Genomic DNA, 17,897 nt, shown 5'->3' with positions numbered 1-17,897 from the left:
GGAGCCTTTCCCGTGTCGTTCAAGTATTTGGCCGCGCTCGCCGCGTCCGCCGCGTTCGCCGTACCCGCGTTCGCGCAGGAAACCCCTGCCGAGTTCGACACGAACCGCGACACGATCACCGCGGGCGTCGCCGGCGTGTACCTCAGCGACTATGAAGGCTCGAACGACTATCGCTGGGTGCCTGCGCCCGCCGCGGTCGGTTCGGTGAAGGGCTATGCCTTCCTGCTCGCCGGCAACCGCGCCAGCGTCGACCTGATCCGCAACGAACCCGGCCCCGTGTGGGATATCCAGGCCGGCCCGATCGGCGTCGTCAACTTCAACCGCTCCAGCCTCGACAGCATCGACGATCCGCGCGTGAAGGCGCTGGGCAAGGTGAAGACCGCGATCGAACTCGGCGGCTATGTCGGCATCGGCAAGACCGGCGTCATCACCAGCCCGTACGACAAATTGTCGGTTTCGCTCAGCTACCGCCACGACGTCGCCGGCGCGCACGACAGCGGCATCTGGCAGCCGAGCATCAACTATCTCACCCCGCTCAGCACCAAGGCGGCGGTCGGCCTGTTCGCCACCGCCGAGCATGCCGGTCGCGGCTATGCGACCAGCTATTTCTCAATCTCGCCGACGCAATCGATCGCCAGCGGCCTGCCGACCTACAATGCGCGCGGCGGCTGGAAGAATTATTCGATCGGCGGCCTCGCCACCTATTCGCTGACCGGCAACCTGCTGCACGGGTGGAAGGTCGTCGCCGGCGGCACCTATCGCCGCATGCTCAACGACTTCGGCGACAGCCCGGTGGTCAGCATCGCCGGCTCGCGCAACCAGTGGCTCGGCGCGGTGGGCGTAGCGTACACATTCTGAGGCTGGAGTAGGTCACGAACCCTCACCCCAATATCCCCGTCACCCCGGACTTGGTCCGGGGTCCACTCTGCGGCGAGGGGAATGGCAAGAAGCTCCAGCCTCCCCCATGCGGCCCGGTGGACCCCGGACCAAGTCCGGGGTGACGAAGTTGGCGGGGCGGCCGTAACGCCCCGCACCTCACCCCGCCAGCTTACCCGCCGCCACCACCGGCCCGGTCGGCAACCCGGTCGGCGACCCGCCCGCCGGCTCGATCGAGATCGCCAGCACCGTATCCGCCGCCATCTCGGCCCGCAGCGCTGCCGGCACGACCACCCGGCCCGCCGCCATCACGCCCAGCGAGCGCGGCGCCGCGCTGCCGCGGATTGCCCATAGCTCGGCCGACCGCCCGGCCGGCACCGCCACCGCGCCGCCGATCCGCACCACGCCGGTCTCGCGATCATAAGCCGCGGCGATCGGCGCGCCCTTGCCCTCGCTCGGCGCCAGCGCAGCGAGCAACGGCGCCTGCGCCGCGACCGGCACCGGGACGCGCACGGGTTGGGGCGCCGGCCGCAGCGCCAGCATCACCGTCACCACGAGCAGCAGGCACGCCGCCAGCCCCGCCGCGATCGCCGCGCCGCGCCATGCGCCGACGCCCGGATTGTCGTTTGCGGCCATCACGCGTCGCCCGCCATCCAGCGCAAAGCCATCCAGTGACGCTTCGATCCGCCGCAGCACGGCGGGCGGCACCGCCACGTCGGCGCCATCGGCGAACAGCGCGGCAAAGCGCGCCTCCCACCATGCCACCGCCAGCGCGAACACCGGATCCGCCGCCACCCGCGCCAGCGCCGCGACGCGCGCCTCGCCGTCCAGCAGCCCCAGCGCCAGTTCGGCCGCGGCGAGGTCGTCGGGCCCGATATCGTCCGGTTCAGCGCTCGCCATCGAGGCATCCCTTCAGCGCGAGCAGCCCGCGCCGCACCCAGCTCTTCATCGTCCCCAGCGGCACCGCCGCTTGCACCGCCAGCTCGGCATAGGTCAGGCCGCCGAAGAAGGCGCGCCGGATCGCCCCGCGCTGCCGTTCCTCCAACCTTTCGAGGCACAGATGCAGCCGCGCCTGCGCCTCTTCGGCCATCAGCACGTCGTCCTGGCGCAGCGCGCCATCGGCCACCGCCTCGGCCTCCTCGATCGGCGCGGTGACGCGCCCGTGCCGCCGCCGCCAGTCGATCGCCCGGTTGCGCGCGATCGTCGCCAGCCACGAAATCGGACTCGCCCGCCCCGGCTGATACGCGCCCGCGCGCTGCCAGATGGTGATGTAGACGTCGTGCAACACGTCCTCCGCGGCCTGCCTGTCGCCGCAGATACGCAGGCAGATGCCGAAAAGCTTCGCGGAGGTCAGCGCATAGACGCGGCGGAAGGCCTCGCGGTCCGCCGCCCCTGTCGCCATCAGCGCCTCGACCAGGCGCGCACGCGCCGCCGCAGCGGGCAGGGGGGGCAGGTCGGCAGAATCGTCGGCGGGCACCACGGGGGCGAAGGCTAAGCGGCCGCCGCCGGCCGGGCAAGCCTCCAGCCCGTCATAAGCGGCTGCGCGTTATATATTTTTATTGCGCGCATCTTTTTGTCGCCGCCGAACGTACCTGCCGTTGGTCATCCCGATCCGTGCGCATCGACGCGCCCCGGGTCCGCGAGGCTGGCCGGGACAGGTGAGGAAAGGCAGGCTGACGATGACTCAAACGGATCAGCTCATCGAGGCGTTCGACGCCGAAGCGAGGCGCCGCGAAGACCGGCGCGACTTCTTCCGCAACATGATGGGCGCCGCTGCGATGACCGCCGCGGGTGCCGCCAGCCTTTCGCTGGCCACCGCCGCGCAGGCGCAGTCGACCGCGCTGTCGGAAGTCGACGTCCTCAACTTCGCGCTCAACCTCGAATATCTCGAGGCGCAATTCTACAGCTATGCCGCTTATGGCACCGGCCTGCCCAACAACCTGCTGACCGGCGGCGTGGGCACGCAGGGCGCCGTCATCACCGGCACCGGCGCCGGCTCGGCGCGCAAGGTCAACTTCACCGATCCCGCCATCGCCGCCTATGCGCGCGAAATCGCGGCGGATGAGGTGGCGCACGTCACGTTCCTGCGCACTGCGATCCGTGGGAGCAGCGGCAGCGACGCGCTGATCGCCGCGCAGCCGACGATCAACATCTCCGGATCTTCGGGTGGCGCCTTCGCCGCCGCGGCGTCGAGCACCAGCCCGTCGCTCGCCGGCTTCGATCCCTATGCCGACGACAACAGCTTCCTGCTCGCCGCCTACATCTTCGAAGACGTCGGCGTCACCGCCTATAAGGGCGCAGCGGGCGCGCTGATCAACAACAAGACCTATCTCGAGGCCGCCGCCGGCATCCTCGCGGTAGAGGCCTATCACGCCGCGCTGGTCCGCACCGCACTGTATGCCCGCGGCCTCAACGTCGCGTCGCTGCGCACCGCCGCCGATTCGATCTCGAACCTGCGCGACTCGGTCGATGGTTCGACCGATCTCGACCAGGGCATCTCGCCGACCACCCAGTCGGGGAACCTCGTGTCGAACATCGTGCCGCTCGACAGCAATGGCCTCGCCTTCAGCCGCACGTCCGCGCAGACGCTCAACGTCGTCTACCTGAACCGGTCTGCGGTTTCGTCGGGCGGGTTCTTCCCGGCCGGTATCAACAACGGCAACGCCGCCATCCGCACCAGCGGCGCGAACTGAGGGGACCCGACATGACCAAGGAAGTTTCGGTCCTCGAGATCATCGAGAAAACGACCGCCCGCCGCAACGCGCGTCGCGCCTTCATGAAGACCGCCGTGGGCGGTGCCGCCGCCGTCGGTGGCCTGTCGCTGCTCGCCGCCTGCGGTGACAACAACGATTCGGCGCAGACGCCGGCTCCCACCCCCACGCCGACGCCGACCGCGGTCAGCACCGACGTCGCGGTGCTGAACTTCGCGCTCAACCTCGAATATCTCGAGGCGCAATTCTACAGCTACGCCGCTTTCGGCACCGGCCTCACCGCCGCGCAGCTGACCGGCAGCGGCACGCAGGGCGCGGTCATCACCGGCAGCGGAGCGGGTTTCCCGCGTGCGGTCGACTTCAGCGGCGATCCGCTGATCGGCCAATATGCGCGCGAGATCGCCTATGACGAAATCGCCCACGTCAACTTCCTGCGCGCCGCCCTCGGCACGTCGGTGGTGGCACAGCCGGCGATCGACATTTCGGGCACCTCGACCGGCGCCTTCACCGCCGCGGCGCGCGCCGCCGGCGTGGTCGCGGCGGACGGCCTGTTCGATCCGTACGCCAGCCCGACCAACTTCCTGCTCGGCGCCTATATCTTCGAAGATATCGGCGTGACGGCGTACAAGGGCGCATCGCCGGTCATCTCATCGATGTACCTAGATGCGGCGGCGGGCATCCTCGCGGCAGAGGCCTATCACGCCGGCCTCGTCCGCACGATCCTGTACACGCGCGGCGTCACCAATGGCGACATCATCACCGCGACGACCAAGATCTCCGACGCGCGCGATCTGCTCGACGGCACGACCGGCGGCACCAACGGCGACGACGATCAGGGCATTGCCGGCAGCAATATCGGCAACCTCACGACCGGCATTTCGAACATCGTGCCGACCGACGCGAACGGCATCGCGTACAGCCGGACGAGCCAGCAGGTCCACAATATCGCCTATCTCAACGTCAATGGATCGAACCGCACGCGTGGTGGTTTCTTCCCCAACGGCACCAACAATCCCAATCCAGCCTTCACCGTCGGTCTCGGCTGACGGGTAACACCTCGGGCACCCGCTCCCCCTCCCCCCCTTTGGGTGCCCGGCGACCGTCCGTTCCTTCCGTGGACGGGCCGGTCATGGATCCTCCTCCACCTGCCCCCCGGGTGGGGGAGGATTTTCGTTTTTGGGATTTGCTCCACCACGGCGGAACGGTCACCCCAGCGCAGACTGGGGTCTTTCGCGGTTGCCAGCGCCCTGATCAAAAGCTTCAAGCCCACGCCAGTATGACGGCCGGAGTCAGTCCTCCCCCGCCAGGGGGAGGTGGCATGCCGAAGGCATGACGGAGGGGGAGGATACACCAACCGATGTGTCTCTTACCTCCCCCTCCGTCACCGCTTCGCGGCGCCACCTCCCCCTGGCGGGGGAGGAATTGGCGTCGTCTGCAAGCTCCCTTCGATCTCGATCTGCGCGATGCTCCTTTCCCCTCACCCCAAGGGCGCATAGCCCCCCCTCTGCGTCCTCCGCGCCTCTGCGCGAAATCCGTTCTTCCTTCGCGGCTTCGCGGCTTCGCACGAACCATCGCCGCCGCCGCCCCCTGACGACCGCACCCCGACCTTCCCCAAAGTTACGAAGACACGCCGAGCCGAGCGCTTTCCCCGCCATGCGGGGTTGACGCGTCCGGCGGGATGCGGAACGGCTGTTGCCATTCTCGGCGGTCCGCCGCCGCCCGCGTGTTTGGGGAGGACCCTGAAGTCATGACCGCCCGTACCGATATCGACAGCGACCGGCTGATCGCCGCCCTCGACGCCCGCGTCGACCGCCGCGAACAGCGCCGCGCCTTCTTCCGCGATGCTTTGGGCGCCATGGCCGTCACCGGGGCGCTGGGTCTCGCCAGCGGCGCGTCCGCCCAGTCGACGCCGACGCCGACGCCCACCGCGACCCCGACGCCCACCTATACCGATCAGGATATCCTGAACTTCGCGCTGAACCTCGAATATCTCGAAGCGCAATTCTACGCGTACGCCACCACCGGTGCGGGCATTTCGTCGAGCCTGCTCGGCGGCGCCGGCACGGCGGGGTCGGTGAATGCGACCGGCGCGACCGCGGTGCCGTTCGCCGATCCGATCGTTGCCCGCTACGCGCGTGAAATCGCCGCGGACGAGGTCGCGCACGTCACCTTCCTGCGCAACGCCTTGGGCAGCAGTACGGTCGTCGCGCAGCCCGCGCTCGACCTGTCGGTCGGCCCGAACAGCGCCTTCTCCGCCGCCGCGGTCGCCGCGAAGATCATCACCGCCGGCCAGACGTTCAATCCCTATGCGAACGAGGATGCCTTCCTCCTCGCCGCCTTCATCTTCGAAGACGTCGGCGTCACCGCGTACAAGGGCGCCGCGCCGCTGCTCACCAAGACCTATGTCGAGGCTGCGGCCGGCATCATGGCGACCGAGGCCTATCACGCCGCGACGATCCGCGGCGAATTGTACCGCAAGGGCCTGGTCTCGGGGTCGCCGCTGATCGGCTGGGTGCAGGGCATCTCCGACGCGCGCGACAGCCTGGACGGCGCGACCGACATCGACCAGGGCATCACGCCCGGCACCACCACCGCGCCCGCGGGCGGCGTCACCGCGACGCCCACCCCGACGCCGACGCCCACCCCCACGCCGACCCCCACCGCAACCGCCTCGCCGACGCCCGCGCCGACCTTCCCGGTGTCGAACATCGTGCCGGCGGACGCGAACGCCGTCGTCTACAGCCGCAGCCCCAACCAGGTGCTCAACATCGTCTATCTCAACGCCGCGGCGACGAGCGCGGGCGGGTTCTTCCCCGCCGGCCTCAACGGCACGATCAAGGCGGCCACCGCCTCCTGATCGCCGACGCGCTCCAACCGATTTCGCCAGGGACAGACCCGATGACCGATCTTCCGACCGATACCATCCTTTCCGCGATCGCCGATCGCCGTGCCGAACGCCGCGCCTTCCTGCGCTATGCCGGCGGCGCCGCCGCCTCGGCGGGGGCGCTCTCGCTGCTTGCCGCCTGCGGTGGCGACACCGGCGGCACCGCGACGCCGACGCCTACGCCCACCGGCAGCCCGACGCCGATCGCCGCGGATGCGGACGTGCTCAATTTCGCGCTCAACCTCGAATATCTCGAGGCGCAATTCTACAGCTGGGCCGCGTTCGGCCAGGGCCTCAACCCCGGCCTCACCACCGGCGTCGGCATTGGCGGCACGGTGACCGGCGGCGCGCAGGTGCCCTTCCAGGACCCTGTCGTCGCGCAATATGCGCGCGAGATCGCCAAAGACGAAATCGCCCACGTCACCTTCCTGCGCACCGCTTTGGGCGCTGGGGCGAACGGCGTCGGCGCGGCGGTGGCGATGCCGGCGATCAACATTTCGGGCGATGCCAACGGTGCCTTCACCGCCGCCGCCCGCGCGGCCGGCGTGGTCGGGTCGAGCGGCACGTTCAACCCCTATGCCGACGACATCAGCTTCCTGCTCGGCGCGTACCTGTTCGAAGACGTCGGCGTCAGCGCGTACAAGGGCGCCGCGCCCGCGATCGGCAACAAGGTGTATCTGGAAGCCGCCGCCGGCATCCTCGCCGCCGAAAGCTATCACGCCGGCCTGATCCGTTCGGTCCTGTACCGCAAGGGCATCGACGCCTCGTCGATCCTCTACAACCCGGCGATCCTCAACAACGCACGTCTCATCTCTGACGCGCGCGACAGCCTCGATGGCGCCAGCGACACCGACCAGGGCATCGGCGACACCACCACCGCCAACATCGTGCCGACCGACTCAAACGGCATCGTCTACAGCCGCTCGACCGGCCAGGTGCTCAACATCGTCTTCCTCAACAAGGCAGCGGTGACCGCGGGCGGCTTCTTCCCCAACGGCATCAACGGCAACATCCGCACCAGCGCCGCGAGCGGCTGACCCCCAACAAGTCCTCCCCCGCCAGGGGGAGGTGGCAGCGAAGCTGACGGAGGGGGAGGACGGCGGTACGTTGACGATAGTCCGCGCCGCCGACCTCCCCCTCCACCATTCGGCTGAAGCCGAACGGTCCCCCTCCCCCTGGCGGGGGAGGAATTGATTGGCGCCCTCCCGAAAAAGCGCGTAAACCCCTGTCATCCCCGGGGGAGCGCTACCGGGTTCCCATCAAAGTAATACTTTGATGGGGTCCCTATCGGCGCTTGAGAGGCGGCCACGAGGCCGCGACCCGCTGAACCTGATCCGGTTAAGACCGGCGGAGGGAGGGAGCGGTTTCACACCCATGAACCGCCCGCTCTCCGTATTTGGAGAGCAAGACCCATGGCCGACATCCCCGCCCGCACCGAAATTGGCGTCACCACCGGCCCGATCCGCGGCTCGAAGAAAGTCCACGTCGGCCCGCTCAACGTCGCGATGCGCGAAATCCACCTCGACCCATCGTCGGGCGAGCCCCCCGTCCGCGTCTACGACACCTCCGGCCCGTATACCGACCCCAACGCCCGCATCGACATCATGGCCGGCCTGCCGCAGCTGCGCCGCCAGTGGATCGACGCCCGCGGCGACACCGAGGCCTATGACGGCCGCGCCATCCGCCCCGAAGACAACGGCCAGCTCGGCCCGGACCGGTCCGGCGGCGTCCCCCAATTCCCGCACACCGGGCGCAAGCCGCTCCGCGCGAAAGCCGGCGGCAACCTCAGCCAGATGCACTATGCCCGCCGCGGCATCATCACGCCCGAGATGGAGTACGTGGCCACCCGCGAAAACCTCGGCCGCGAACGCCTGCGCGAATACGCCCGCGACGGCGAAAGCTTCGGCGCCGCCATCCCCGATTATGTGACGCCCGAATTCGTCCGCGACGAGGTCGCCCGCGGCCGCGCGATCATCCCCAACAACGTCAACCACCCCGAATCCGAACCGATGGCGATCGGCCGCAACTTCCTCGTGAAGATCAACGCCAACATCGGCAACAGCGCGGTCGCCAGCAACGTCGCCAGCGAAGTCGACAAGCTCGTCTGGTCGATCCGCTGGGGCGCCGACACGGTCATGGACCTGTCGACGGGCCGCAACATCCACGACACGCGTGAATGGATCATCCGCAACAGCCCCGTGCCGATCGGCACCGTGCCGATCTACCAAGCCTTGGAAAAGGTCGGTGGCATCGCCGAGGACCTGACGTGGGAGATCTTCCGCGACACGCTGATCGAACAGGCCGAACAGGGCGTCGACTATTTCACCATCCACGCCGGCGTCCGCCTGCCCTACATCCCGATGACCGCCAAGCGCGTCACCGGCATCGTCAGCCGCGGCGGCAGCATCATGGCGAAATGGTGCCTCGCGCATCACAAGGAATCGTTCCTCTACGAACGCTTCGACGAGATCACCGAGATCATGAAGGCCTATGACATCGCCTACAGCCTCGGCGACGGCCTGCGCCCCGGATCGATCGCCGACGCCAATGACGAAGCGCAGTTCAGCGAGCTCTACACGCTCGGCGAACTCACCCACCGCGCCTGGGCGCAGGACGTCCAGGTCATGATCGAAGGCCCCGGCCACGTGCCGATGCACAAGATCAAAGCGAACATGGACAAGCAGCTCGAAGCGTGCGGTGAAGCCCCCTTCTATACATTGGGGCCGCTCACCACCGACATCGCACCCGGCTATGACCATATCACCAGCGGGATCGGCGCCGCGATGATCGGTTGGTACGGCACCGCGATGCTCTGCTACGTCACGCCCAAGGAGCACCTCGGCCTGCCCGACCGCGACGACGTGAAGGTCGGCGTGGTGACCTACAAGCTCGCCGCCCATGCCGCCGACCTCGCCAAGGGCCACCCCGCCGCGCAAGTCCGCGACGACGCCCTCAGCCGCGCCCGCTTCGAATTCCGCTGGCGCGACCAGTTCAACCTGTCGTTGGACCCGGAAACCGCCGAACAATACCACGACCAGACGCTCCCCGCCGAAGGCGCCAAGACCGCCCACTTCTGCTCGATGTGCGGCCCGAAGTTCTGCAGCATGAAGATCACGCAGGAAGTTCGCGACTTCGCCGCGAAGCAGAATGCGCCGGCGGATACGTTCATCGCGGCGGACAAGGCGGATACCGATCGCGCTGCATTCGCCAACGGCGGAACCGTGGCGGATGCCGAAGCCGGCATGGCGGCGATGAGCGAATTATACCGCAAGACTGGACGTGAGCTTTACATGGGCGCTGGCAATCGGGAGCACGATTGACCGATAGAGTTCTATGAGGCGGCTCGCGTGCGCCGAGTCGCCAGTTGCCGGGCGTGGCAACGATTGATTTGTCAATGCTGGGACGCTATATCAGGAAGGCCGGGAGTGCGTCACTTAGCACGTTGGGGCTACGGCCTCACCCGGCGTCAATCTAGCACACGTCCTTGCCAGCCCTTCTTTGGGAATCGAACGAGGCCGTACCCGTCGATTTGGCCTTCATTCGACGTGCGAAACGATGGTCTAAGTAGATCATACCATGTCCGGTCGCCGTGGGACTGCGCGCGCCAAATAGCGCCAGCTATCATATCAACAAGTTGTATACCTATACTCAAATGAGATGGCGAAAAGAAAAGCCCCTCGATGAAATTTGAGGAGTCCGACGTATATCCGCCATTTTCACGAATAAGTCTTTCGTGACGTATGCGCATGCTATCATCATCGCCTTTTCCACGGTGATCAGCGACGATGATACCATACGTATCTCGTCCGCTTGTTCGCGTCACATCCTGAAGAAAATACTGAAAGCGTTCCGTGACCGGCTTGTATGTTCGAAAATATAGGTCATCCTGGGTGCTGACGTTTCCCAGGCCATAAGCCGTCATCCCCTCCGATGCGCAGGCAATGATGCGGCAGGATTTCGCCTCGGTGATAATTCTGAAAATTCTGTCGCGGAACTGGTTCTTCGCGTCCTTATCCCAATCACGCATCGGATTGTCGTCATCATCGTTTTTTGGAGCAAAAAACCGCCATTTTAGTTCACCGCGATATCCCGCAGCGCGCTTGGCTCCGATCAGCTTGTCTCTCAAACCTGTCCAGCGATCCTCAGGGATAACTAAACCAGCAATTACAAAGTAGCTTTGCTCTTGGGCGTGAGGCTTTGGAGGCGTACCGCTCTCGTCTACGAACAGAAGGTGCATGTCTCATGCATAGTTTGCCGATTGGCGAACCTCAATAATGATACCGGCACTGCGCCACTTGTAGCACCTACTCGTCAGGACTGCCCGCGGCGCGATACACCAGCCCATGCTCAGAAGTGATCCGGCGCGACAATCAGCCTACAGATTGCCGCCGAGCGGTTCTGGCTTCCCCGTCGCCTTGAATAGGTGACGCCGGCATTCCTCGGAGAGCGCATTGATGTTAAGGATGAGCGCCATATCATTATCCTGCCAATGGCGGTGATCGTCCCACGCCATCAATTAGAACGACACCTCACGGAAACGCGACGCCTTCCTCCTCCGCTTCGAACCCGCGCACCGCCTCCAGCAACCGTTCGGCATTCGCCGGCGATCGCAGCACATACAGCGTCTCCTCAATCGAAGCCCATTCGCTCGCCGATACCAGCACCGCCCCCTTGCCGCACTCCAGCGTGATCGCCAGCGGCGTACTGTCGGCAACGACCCGCTCGATCGCGCCCGCCAGATCGGCACTCACCTCGAAACAGCTCATCGCGCGCATACGGCAAATCTGCGCTTCGCCTGCGGCAATGGCAACCCACGCCGAAGACGACATCCACCCCTGTAGGACGCCCCCACCCCACACCTCGCAGAAAACCGCGCCTTTCCGCCACCCCCTGTCCTACACGCGCAAAACGTGCCCAATGGCGGCGCATGTCCCATGCACCCCATCGCTCGCCCCGCCGCCGCAAGGCCGCGCCCCGCAACCCGCTCGATTTCGACACCGTCGAACTCCGCCATCGCCACGATGGCTGGACGCCGCAGCGGCAGGTCGACTTCATCCGCGCGCTCGCCGAATGCGGCTGTGTCGACAGTGCATGCAAGCGCGTCGGGATCAGCACCAGCGCCGCTTATGCCCTGCGCGCGCGCACCGATGCGCAAAGCTTCCGCTTCGCCTGGGATGCCGCGCTCGACCAGGCGATCCAGCGCCTGTCCGACGCCGCCTTTTCCCGCGCGATCCACGGTGTCGCCACGCCGATCTTCTACAAGGGCGAACAGATCGGCGAACGCCGCCGCTATGACGAAAAGCTGACGATGTTCCTGCTGCGCTACCGCGATCCCGTCCGCTACGGCGCATGGATGGACACGGTGCGCGCCGAGCGCTCGCCCGATGCCGCGACGCTGTGCCTTAACCGCATGATCGATCAGGTCGAGGCGGACGCCTATGCGCGCGAGGCCGGCGATCCGCTGCCGAAACCCTTCGTTCGCTACCAGCCGCCGCGCTTCGTGTCGGAGGCGGAGCAGGATGCGATCGAGGAGCGGGCCGCGGCGGCGCGTGAAGAGGCGGCGCACCGCGCCGAGCTGCGCGCCAGCGACGAAGCGTGGGAGCGCGACCTCGCGGCGATGGGCGACGCCGGCTCGGCGTGATTCCGGACGATGACGTACCGTCCACTTCGTCCACTTCTGCGCGCAATCGGCCGGAGGAAACCGCCTGCCCCCACCCCGTTCGCCCTGGTGCGCAGGTCGCCCAGCCTCCCAGGATCGACTGAAGCCATCCGGGGGATGGTTTCAGCTACTCACTGTCGAAGGGCAGGTCCGCCCCCAGCGTCACGCTTGCGGACAAGCACCCTTCGACAGGCTCAGGGTGAACGGAAGGACGCGGCCATGCCTTGCCTCAGGCCGCCGGTAACGCCCAATCCACCGGCCCGCGGCCGTGCGCGGACAGGAAGGCGTTCGCCTGGCTGAACGGCTTGCTGCCGAACCAGCCGGTATACGCCGACAGCGGCGACGGGTGCGGCGATCGCAGCACCAGATGCCGCCCGCCGTGCGCCACGTCGGTGACGAACGCCGCCTTCTTCTGCGCATGCGCGCCCCACAGCAGGAACACGACCGGCTCCGGCTTGGCCGCGACCGCGCGGATCACCGCATCGGTGAACGCCTCCCACCCCCGGCCGGCATGCGCCGCGGCGCGCCCCTGTTCGACGGTCAGCACGCTGTTGAGCAGCAGCACGCCCGCCCTCGCCCAGCGCTCCAGATGCCCGTGGCCCGGCGGGGCAACGCCCAGATCGTCGTGCAATTCCTTGAAGATGTTGCGCAGCGACGGCGGCACCTTCACCCCCGGCTGCACCGAAAAGCTCAGGCCATGCGCCTGCCCCGGCCCATGGTACGGGTCCTGCCCCAGGATCACGACCTTCACCGCGTCGAGCGGCGTCAGCTCCAGCGCCCGAAACCAGTCCTGCGGCGGCGGCAGGATGGCCTTCCCCGCCGCCTCCTCCGCGCTCAGAAAGCAGCGCAGGTCCGCCATCGCCTCGCTCGCCAGCACCGGGTCGAGCGCCGCACGCCAGCTCGGGTCCAGCCGCCGGCCGATGTCCGTCCCGTCCATTCAGCGCTTCCGCACGAACTCAGCGCGCAGCACCAGCCCCTTGATCCCGTCGAACTTGCAGTCGATCTCCTGCGCATCGCCGGTCAGCCGGATGCTCTTGATCAGCGTGCCGCGCTTCAGCGTCTGGCCGGCGCCCTTGACGGTCAGGTCCTTGATCAGCGTCACCTGGTCGCCATCGGCCAGCAGGTTGCCGACCGCGTCGCGCACCTCGACGGCGCTGTCGCCGCCACCACCCGCGCCGCCGGACGCGGCCGCCTTCGCCGCCGCGTCGCTGGCGCTGATCCACTCGCCGCTCGCCTCGTCGTACACGAAGCTGTCGTCGTCCTGCATGTCACCCCCGATGTTGGTCGGGGGTGGCCATATCGGCAAAAGCGCGCGGCGTCAGTACAGCCCCGGCACCTCGCGCTGTGCCGGCGTACGGCGTTCGGCCGGCGGCATCAGCGCCTCGCGCTCGGGCACGTCGGTCAGCAGCGAGGCACGCGTTGCCATCGGGCCGGTTCCGCTGCCCGCATTCGCGCTCGCGCTCGCCGAAGCGGAAATGCGCGTACAGCTCTTGCCCTGCAGGAAGTCGAGCGCCGCCCGTGTCGATGCCTCGCGCGGATCGCCCATCGGATACGAAATGTCGTCGCCAGCCTGGCAGGTCGAAACCATCGTGCTCGCGAGGCCGTTATAATAGGCCCCCTGCCGCGCCGCATTCTGCAACGCGAAGGCGATCACGCGAAGTCGGTCGTCGCAGGACTTCTGGTCCAGCGCGATCTGCCCCACCGGCTTGCCATAGGTATTGCCGCCGATCAGCCCGTCGTTGGCGCCCAGATAGGGGACGAAGGCATTGATGACGAATTCGCTCGCCGATGCCGTGCTACCCGTGCCGATGAAGGCGATCTTGGTCGCCGCGATCGCGTTCGGCTCGGACTGGAACAGATAGGTCGTGTTCTCCGACGCCTTTTCCGGACGGAAGGTCATGTAGCTCATCACGTCGGTCGTCGCGCGGTTGCCACCCAACAGGTTGCTCATGACGACCGCAGTGTCGATAAGGCCACCGCCATTATAGCGCAGGTCGACGACGACGTTGGTGATGCCCGCCGCCTTGAACTGGGCGAAGGCACTGCGCAGCTGGTCGTTCGCCGTGGTGATGAACGTGCGCAGGTTCACGTAACCGTAGCGCTGGCCGTTGTCGGTGATGATCTTGACGCCGTACCGGTTGGACACCGGGCTGAGCGTGAAGTCGGTCTTCGTCACTGCCACCGTCCGCGTGCCGCTGGCGTCACGAATCTGGAAATAGCGCTGCGTACCGGTCGTGCTCGGCCCCAGCGAATCGCTCAGCGCGCTGCCGCCGGCATTGTACAGGCTGCTGACGGTCTGCAAATTGCTCGACGACGTGCCGATCGCCAGGATTTCCGCGCCACGATCGATCCCGGCGTTGAGCGCCGGTGCGCTCTCATAGGCTTCGGTGACGTACAGCCGCCCGGTCGAATCGAGCCCCAGCCGCCAGCCGAAACCCGCGCTGGACCCTTGGCTGTAATAGGCGTTTTCCTGCTGGATCGACGTCAGATAGGTGAAATACCGATCCTTGCGCTGCGACCGCGCCGTCGCGGTCAGCGCATCCAGATAATCGTCGACGTTGGTGTAGCCGCTCGGATCAAGGTTAGTCGGCAGGGTATCGTAGAACAGATACCATTCCTTCATCTGCGCCGCGACCCAATCCTGGCGGCTGCGCAGCGAACACCCATTGCTGGCGGTGGGAGTCGGCGTCGCCGTGGACGTTGGAGTCGGCGTGCTGCCCGTCGCCCCGCCGCCGCCCGATCCGCCGTCACCACAGCCCGACAACAGCGCCGCCAGCGCCAGAATCCCAACCCCACGCCGTACGCTCACACGTCTTCTCCCACCCCGAGACCTGTGCAGCCTATGCTTGCGCCGAAAGACACGCAACATGGATCGCAGTAACAAGCGAATTAATCTCGATCAGCGTCCTGTCTTGCCGCCGCAGCACGTCAGCGGCACATCTCGCCGATCGCTGACGGCAAGGACATCGGCACGTTCGACCGAAGTATTCGACGTCGGCAAACCTTTACGCCGATCGGGTCTCGGCTTGCGGTCCCCTTTGCCGTGATGGCCGCCCGATCACCCCAGGCTCTTCGAGGCCTGTTCGAACAGGTCACGCGACAGGCCGGGGACCGCGACGATCCGCTCCAGCGCGGCGCGCATCGCCGCCGACCGCGCCGAATCGAAGCGCCGCCAGCGCCCCAGCGGCGGCAACAGCTTCGCCGCGGTCTGAGGGTTCAGCTTGTCGAGCTGGATCAGCTGTTCGGCGAGGAAGCGATACCCCGAACCATCCGGTGCGTTGAACGCACGCTGGTTCGCCCCGAATGCCCCGATCAGCGAGCGGGCGCGATTGGGGTTGGCGAGCGTGAAATCGGGATGCCGCGCCAGATCCTCGACCAGCCGCCCGGTATCGTCACGGCTGGCAAGCGCCTGCGTCTGGAACCATTTGTCGATGACCAGGCTGTTCCCGGCATAGCGATTGTAGAAGATGTCGAGCGCCGCCTCGCGCTCGTCCGAATAACCGCTCGCCAGCGTCGTCAGCGCACCCTGCCGATCGGTCATATTGTCGGCGCGTTCGAACTGGCGGAAGGCAAGGCCCGCCGCATCCTCCGCACCGCTCGCGGCGATATAGCCCAGCGCCACATTGCGCAGCCGGCGCAGCCCCTTGGCGACCGGCGTATAGGCATAGGCCTCGCGCGGACCCGCCTCATAGGCATGCCGCCACACATCGGCGAGTTCGGTGCCGAGTGCCCGGCGCAGGCTTTCGCGCGCCGCGAAGATCGCATCGGGATCGACCAGCGCCAGCTGGTCGCCGATGAAGCTCTCGGACGGCAGCAGCACCGCCTCGGCGATGAAGGCGGGATCGAGGTCGCGATTGCCCAGCGTATCCGCGACCGCGGCGATCACCGCAGCATGATCGGCCTGCCCCTCGACCGCACCCGCCACCAACGTATCGAGCATCAGCTGCTGCATCGCCTCGTAGCGGGCGAACGGATCGTCGTCATGGCCGCTGAGGAAGGCGAGATCGGCGGCGCTGCGGTCGCTCTCGACGATCACCGGCGCCGAAAAGCCGCGGTTGATCGACAGGACGGGGCGTTCGGTAACGCCGTCGAACACGATCGTGCTCGCCGCCGCGTCCAGCAGCACCAGCCGCTCCGGCCCGATCGGCTGGCCCGTCTCGGCGCCGAACAGGCGGATCTTCAGCGGCAGCACCATCGGCTGCTTCGTCTCTTGGCCCGGCGTTGCGGGGACGTGCTGGGCGAGGCGCAGCGTGGCACGCCCCTCGCCCGCCTCATGGCCCAGGCTGGCGGCGACGCGCGGCGTACCGGCCTGGCTGTACCACAAGCGGAACTGGGCGAGGTCGATGCCGCTCGCCTCTTCCATGCAGGCGACGAAATCCTCGCACGTCGCCGCCGTGCCGTCGAAGCGGCTGAAATACAGGTCCGTCGCGGCGCGGAACGCCTTGGGGCCTAGGATCGTCGCCATCATGCGGATCAGCTCGGCGCCCTTGTTGTAGATGGTCGCCGTGTAGAAGTTGCTGATTTCGAGGTAGCTTTCGGGGCGCACCGGATGCGCGAGCGGGCCGGCATCCTCCGGAAACTGCGCCGCCCGCAGGCCCCGCACATCCTCGATCCGTTTGACCGCCGCCGAACCCTGATCCGCCGAAAAGCCCTGATCGCGATAGACGGTGAAGCCTTCCTTCAGCGACAGCTGGAACCAGTCGCGGCAGGTGATGCGGTTGCCCGACCAGTTGTGGAAATATTCATGCGCCACCACTGCGGCGATCGCGTCGTAATCGTAATCGGTGGCCGTGTCGGGATCGGCGAGGATGTAGCGGCTGTTGAAGATGTTCAGCCCCTTGTTCTCCATCGCGCCGAAGTTGAAATCGTCGACCGCAACGATGTTGAACACGTCGAGGTCGTATTCGCGACCATAGACGCGTTCGTCCCACGCCATCGACAGCTTCAGCGCGTGGAGCGCATGATGCGTCTTGTCGATATCGGCAGAGCGGACCCAGATGCCAAGCGCGACCTCGCGGCCCGATTGCGTAACGAAACTACCGCGATTGACCGCCAGATTCCCTGCGACGATCGCGAACAGATAGCTCGGCTTGGGGAAGGGATCGTTCCACTCCGCCCAATGCCGCCCATCCTCCAGGTCGCCGCTCTCGACCGGATCGCCATTGGCGAGCAGCACCGGATAGCGCGCCTTGTCCGCTACCAGACGCACGCTGTAGCGGCTCAGCACGTCAGGCCGGTCGGGGAAGTAGGTGATCCGCCGAAAGCCTTCCGCCTCGCATTGCGTACACAGGATGCCGCCGCTGGCGTACAGGCCCATCAGCTGCGTGTTGCGTTCGGGAGCGATCTCCACCTCGGTCTCGACCGTGTGGGCGTCGCCGGTTAGCGGCACGACCAGTTGCTCGCCTTCGATCCGCCAGTCGCGCACCGCAACGCCGTCCACCCGCACCGCGAGCAATTCCTGCCCCGCCCCGTCGAGCCGCAGCGGCTGGCCCGCACCCCCATCGGGATTGCGCGTCACCGACAGCGTCGCCGTCACACGCGTCGCGGCGGCATCCAGATCGAACACCAGCCGCGTTTCGGGCACGGCCCAGGCCGGCGGCCGGTAATCGTGCCGACTGATCGCCGTGGCGGGCGCAGAGACGGCGGGCTGGGCGATGCTGTTGGAAACGTCGAGCATGAGTCCTTTATAGGAGCCCCCACGCCCCCCGCCAGCCATCGCTTGCGGCCTTTTCCGGTATCTTGCCACCCGCGGCGGTGCCGTTACGCT

General features: G+C 67.0%; 16 protein-coding genes. 7 read left to right on the top strand and 9 right to left on the bottom strand.

The features are described 5' to 3' along the window. The first annotated feature begins 12 nt into the window (after positions 1 to 12). Positions 13 to 858, top strand: a complete 846-nt coding sequence (locus GGR47_RS06355; RefSeq protein WP_147037445.1) for a MipA/OmpV family protein — start codon at positions 13 to 15, stop codon at positions 856 to 858. A gap of 177 nt (positions 859 to 1,035) precedes the next feature. Here GGR47_RS06355 and GGR47_RS06350 read toward each other — a convergent pair whose 3' ends face one another. Both GGR47_RS06350 and GGR47_RS06345 read right to left on the bottom strand, forming a co-directional pair. Then, positions 1,036 to 1,776, bottom strand: coding sequence for an anti-sigma factor (locus tag GGR47_RS06350; protein WP_183949474.1), 741 nt, complete (start codon positions 1,774 to 1,776; stop codon positions 1,036 to 1,038). Further along, complete coding sequence (locus GGR47_RS06345; RefSeq protein WP_147037286.1) at positions 1,763 to 2,356, bottom strand: sigma-70 family RNA polymerase sigma factor; 594 nt, start codon at positions 2,354 to 2,356, stop codon at positions 1,763 to 1,765. Before GGR47_RS06345 ends, GGR47_RS06350 begins: the two co-directional genes overlap by 14 nt. Before the next feature lie 199 nt (positions 2,357 to 2,555). Between GGR47_RS06345 and GGR47_RS06340 the strand changes: the two genes are divergently transcribed. The 5 genes from GGR47_RS06340 (at position 2,556) to thiC (ending at position 9,791) form a co-directional block, all read left to right on the top strand. Further along, complete coding sequence (locus GGR47_RS06340) at positions 2,556 to 3,569, top strand: ferritin-like domain-containing protein (RefSeq protein ID WP_147037285.1); 1,014 nt, start codon at positions 2,556 to 2,558, stop codon at positions 3,567 to 3,569. A gap of 11 nt (positions 3,570 to 3,580) precedes the next feature. Next, positions 3,581 to 4,633, top strand: a complete 1,053-nt coding sequence (locus tag GGR47_RS06335; RefSeq protein ID WP_017980366.1) for a ferritin-like domain-containing protein — start codon at positions 3,581 to 3,583, stop codon at positions 4,631 to 4,633. Positions 4,634 to 5,334: 701 nt separating this feature from the next. Further along, the gene (locus GGR47_RS06330; RefSeq protein ID WP_147037284.1) at positions 5,335 to 6,444 is read left to right on the top strand and encodes a ferritin-like domain-containing protein; all 1,110 of its coding nucleotides are present in this window, start codon (positions 5,335 to 5,337) and stop codon (positions 6,442 to 6,444) included. A gap of 41 nt (positions 6,445 to 6,485) precedes the next feature. Further along, entirely contained in the window at positions 6,486 to 7,508 is a 1,023-nt protein-coding gene (locus tag GGR47_RS06325) for a ferritin-like domain-containing protein (protein ID WP_147037283.1), read from the top strand. 375 nt (positions 7,509 to 7,883) lie between these two features. After that, the gene (thiC, locus tag GGR47_RS06320) at positions 7,884 to 9,791 is read left to right on the top strand and encodes a phosphomethylpyrimidine synthase ThiC (RefSeq protein ID WP_147035896.1); all 1,908 of its coding nucleotides are present in this window, start codon (positions 7,884 to 7,886) and stop codon (positions 9,789 to 9,791) included. A 146-nt stretch (positions 9,792 to 9,937) separates the two neighbouring features. Here the strand turns inward: thiC and GGR47_RS06315 are convergent, their stop codons facing one another. The 3 genes from GGR47_RS06315 to GGR47_RS06305 form a co-directional block, all read right to left on the bottom strand. Further along, complete coding sequence (locus tag GGR47_RS06315; protein ID WP_147035895.1) at positions 9,938 to 10,708, bottom strand: DUF3800 domain-containing protein; 771 nt, start codon at positions 10,706 to 10,708, stop codon at positions 9,938 to 9,940. Positions 10,709 to 10,846: 138 nt separating this feature from the next. Continuing rightward, positions 10,847 to 10,945, bottom strand: coding sequence for a type II toxin-antitoxin system RelE/ParE family toxin (locus tag GGR47_RS19105; RefSeq protein WP_244305017.1), 99 nt, complete (start codon positions 10,943 to 10,945; stop codon positions 10,847 to 10,849). Between the two features lie 55 nt (positions 10,946 to 11,000). Next, complete coding sequence (locus tag GGR47_RS06305; RefSeq protein ID WP_244305016.1) at positions 11,001 to 11,300, bottom strand: type II toxin-antitoxin system Phd/YefM family antitoxin; 300 nt, start codon at positions 11,298 to 11,300, stop codon at positions 11,001 to 11,003. Positions 11,301 to 11,398: 98 nt separating this feature from the next. Between GGR47_RS06305 and GGR47_RS06300 the strand changes: the two genes are divergently transcribed. Further along, complete coding sequence (locus GGR47_RS06300) at positions 11,399 to 12,112, top strand: hypothetical protein (RefSeq protein ID WP_017980373.1); 714 nt, start codon at positions 11,399 to 11,401, stop codon at positions 12,110 to 12,112. A gap of 247 nt (positions 12,113 to 12,359) precedes the next feature. Here the strand turns inward: GGR47_RS06300 and ung are convergent, their stop codons facing one another. The 4 genes from ung to pepN all read right to left on the bottom strand — a co-directional run bounded on the left by ung (position 12,360) and on the right by pepN (position 17,807). Then, positions 12,360 to 13,067 carry a uracil-DNA glycosylase gene (ung, locus tag GGR47_RS06295; protein WP_147035894.1) on the bottom strand — a complete coding sequence of 236 codons (708 nt, stop codon included), beginning with the start codon at positions 13,065 to 13,067 and terminating at the stop codon, positions 12,360 to 12,362. After that, positions 13,068 to 13,397, bottom strand: a complete 330-nt coding sequence (locus GGR47_RS06290) for an alkylphosphonate utilization protein (protein ID WP_017980375.1) — start codon at positions 13,395 to 13,397, stop codon at positions 13,068 to 13,070. It lies immediately after the preceding gene. 51 nt (positions 13,398 to 13,448) lie between these two features. After that, complete coding sequence (locus GGR47_RS06285; RefSeq protein ID WP_276509315.1) at positions 13,449 to 14,939, bottom strand: S41 family peptidase; 1,491 nt, start codon at positions 14,937 to 14,939, stop codon at positions 13,449 to 13,451. Positions 14,940 to 15,188: 249 nt separating this feature from the next. Next, complete coding sequence (gene pepN, locus GGR47_RS06280) at positions 15,189 to 17,807, bottom strand: aminopeptidase N (protein ID WP_147035893.1); 2,619 nt, start codon at positions 17,805 to 17,807, stop codon at positions 15,189 to 15,191. Between the last annotated feature and the right edge of the window lie 90 nt (positions 17,808 to 17,897).

The sequence above is a fragment of the Sphingomonas aquatilis genome, from assembly GCF_014196115.1.
In the GTDB taxonomy this organism is placed as follows: domain Bacteria; phylum Pseudomonadota; class Alphaproteobacteria; order Sphingomonadales; family Sphingomonadaceae; genus Sphingomonas; species Sphingomonas aquatilis.
The sequence above is the reverse complement of the archived record's forward strand: the minus strand, read 5'-3'. Positions and strand labels throughout refer to the sequence as shown.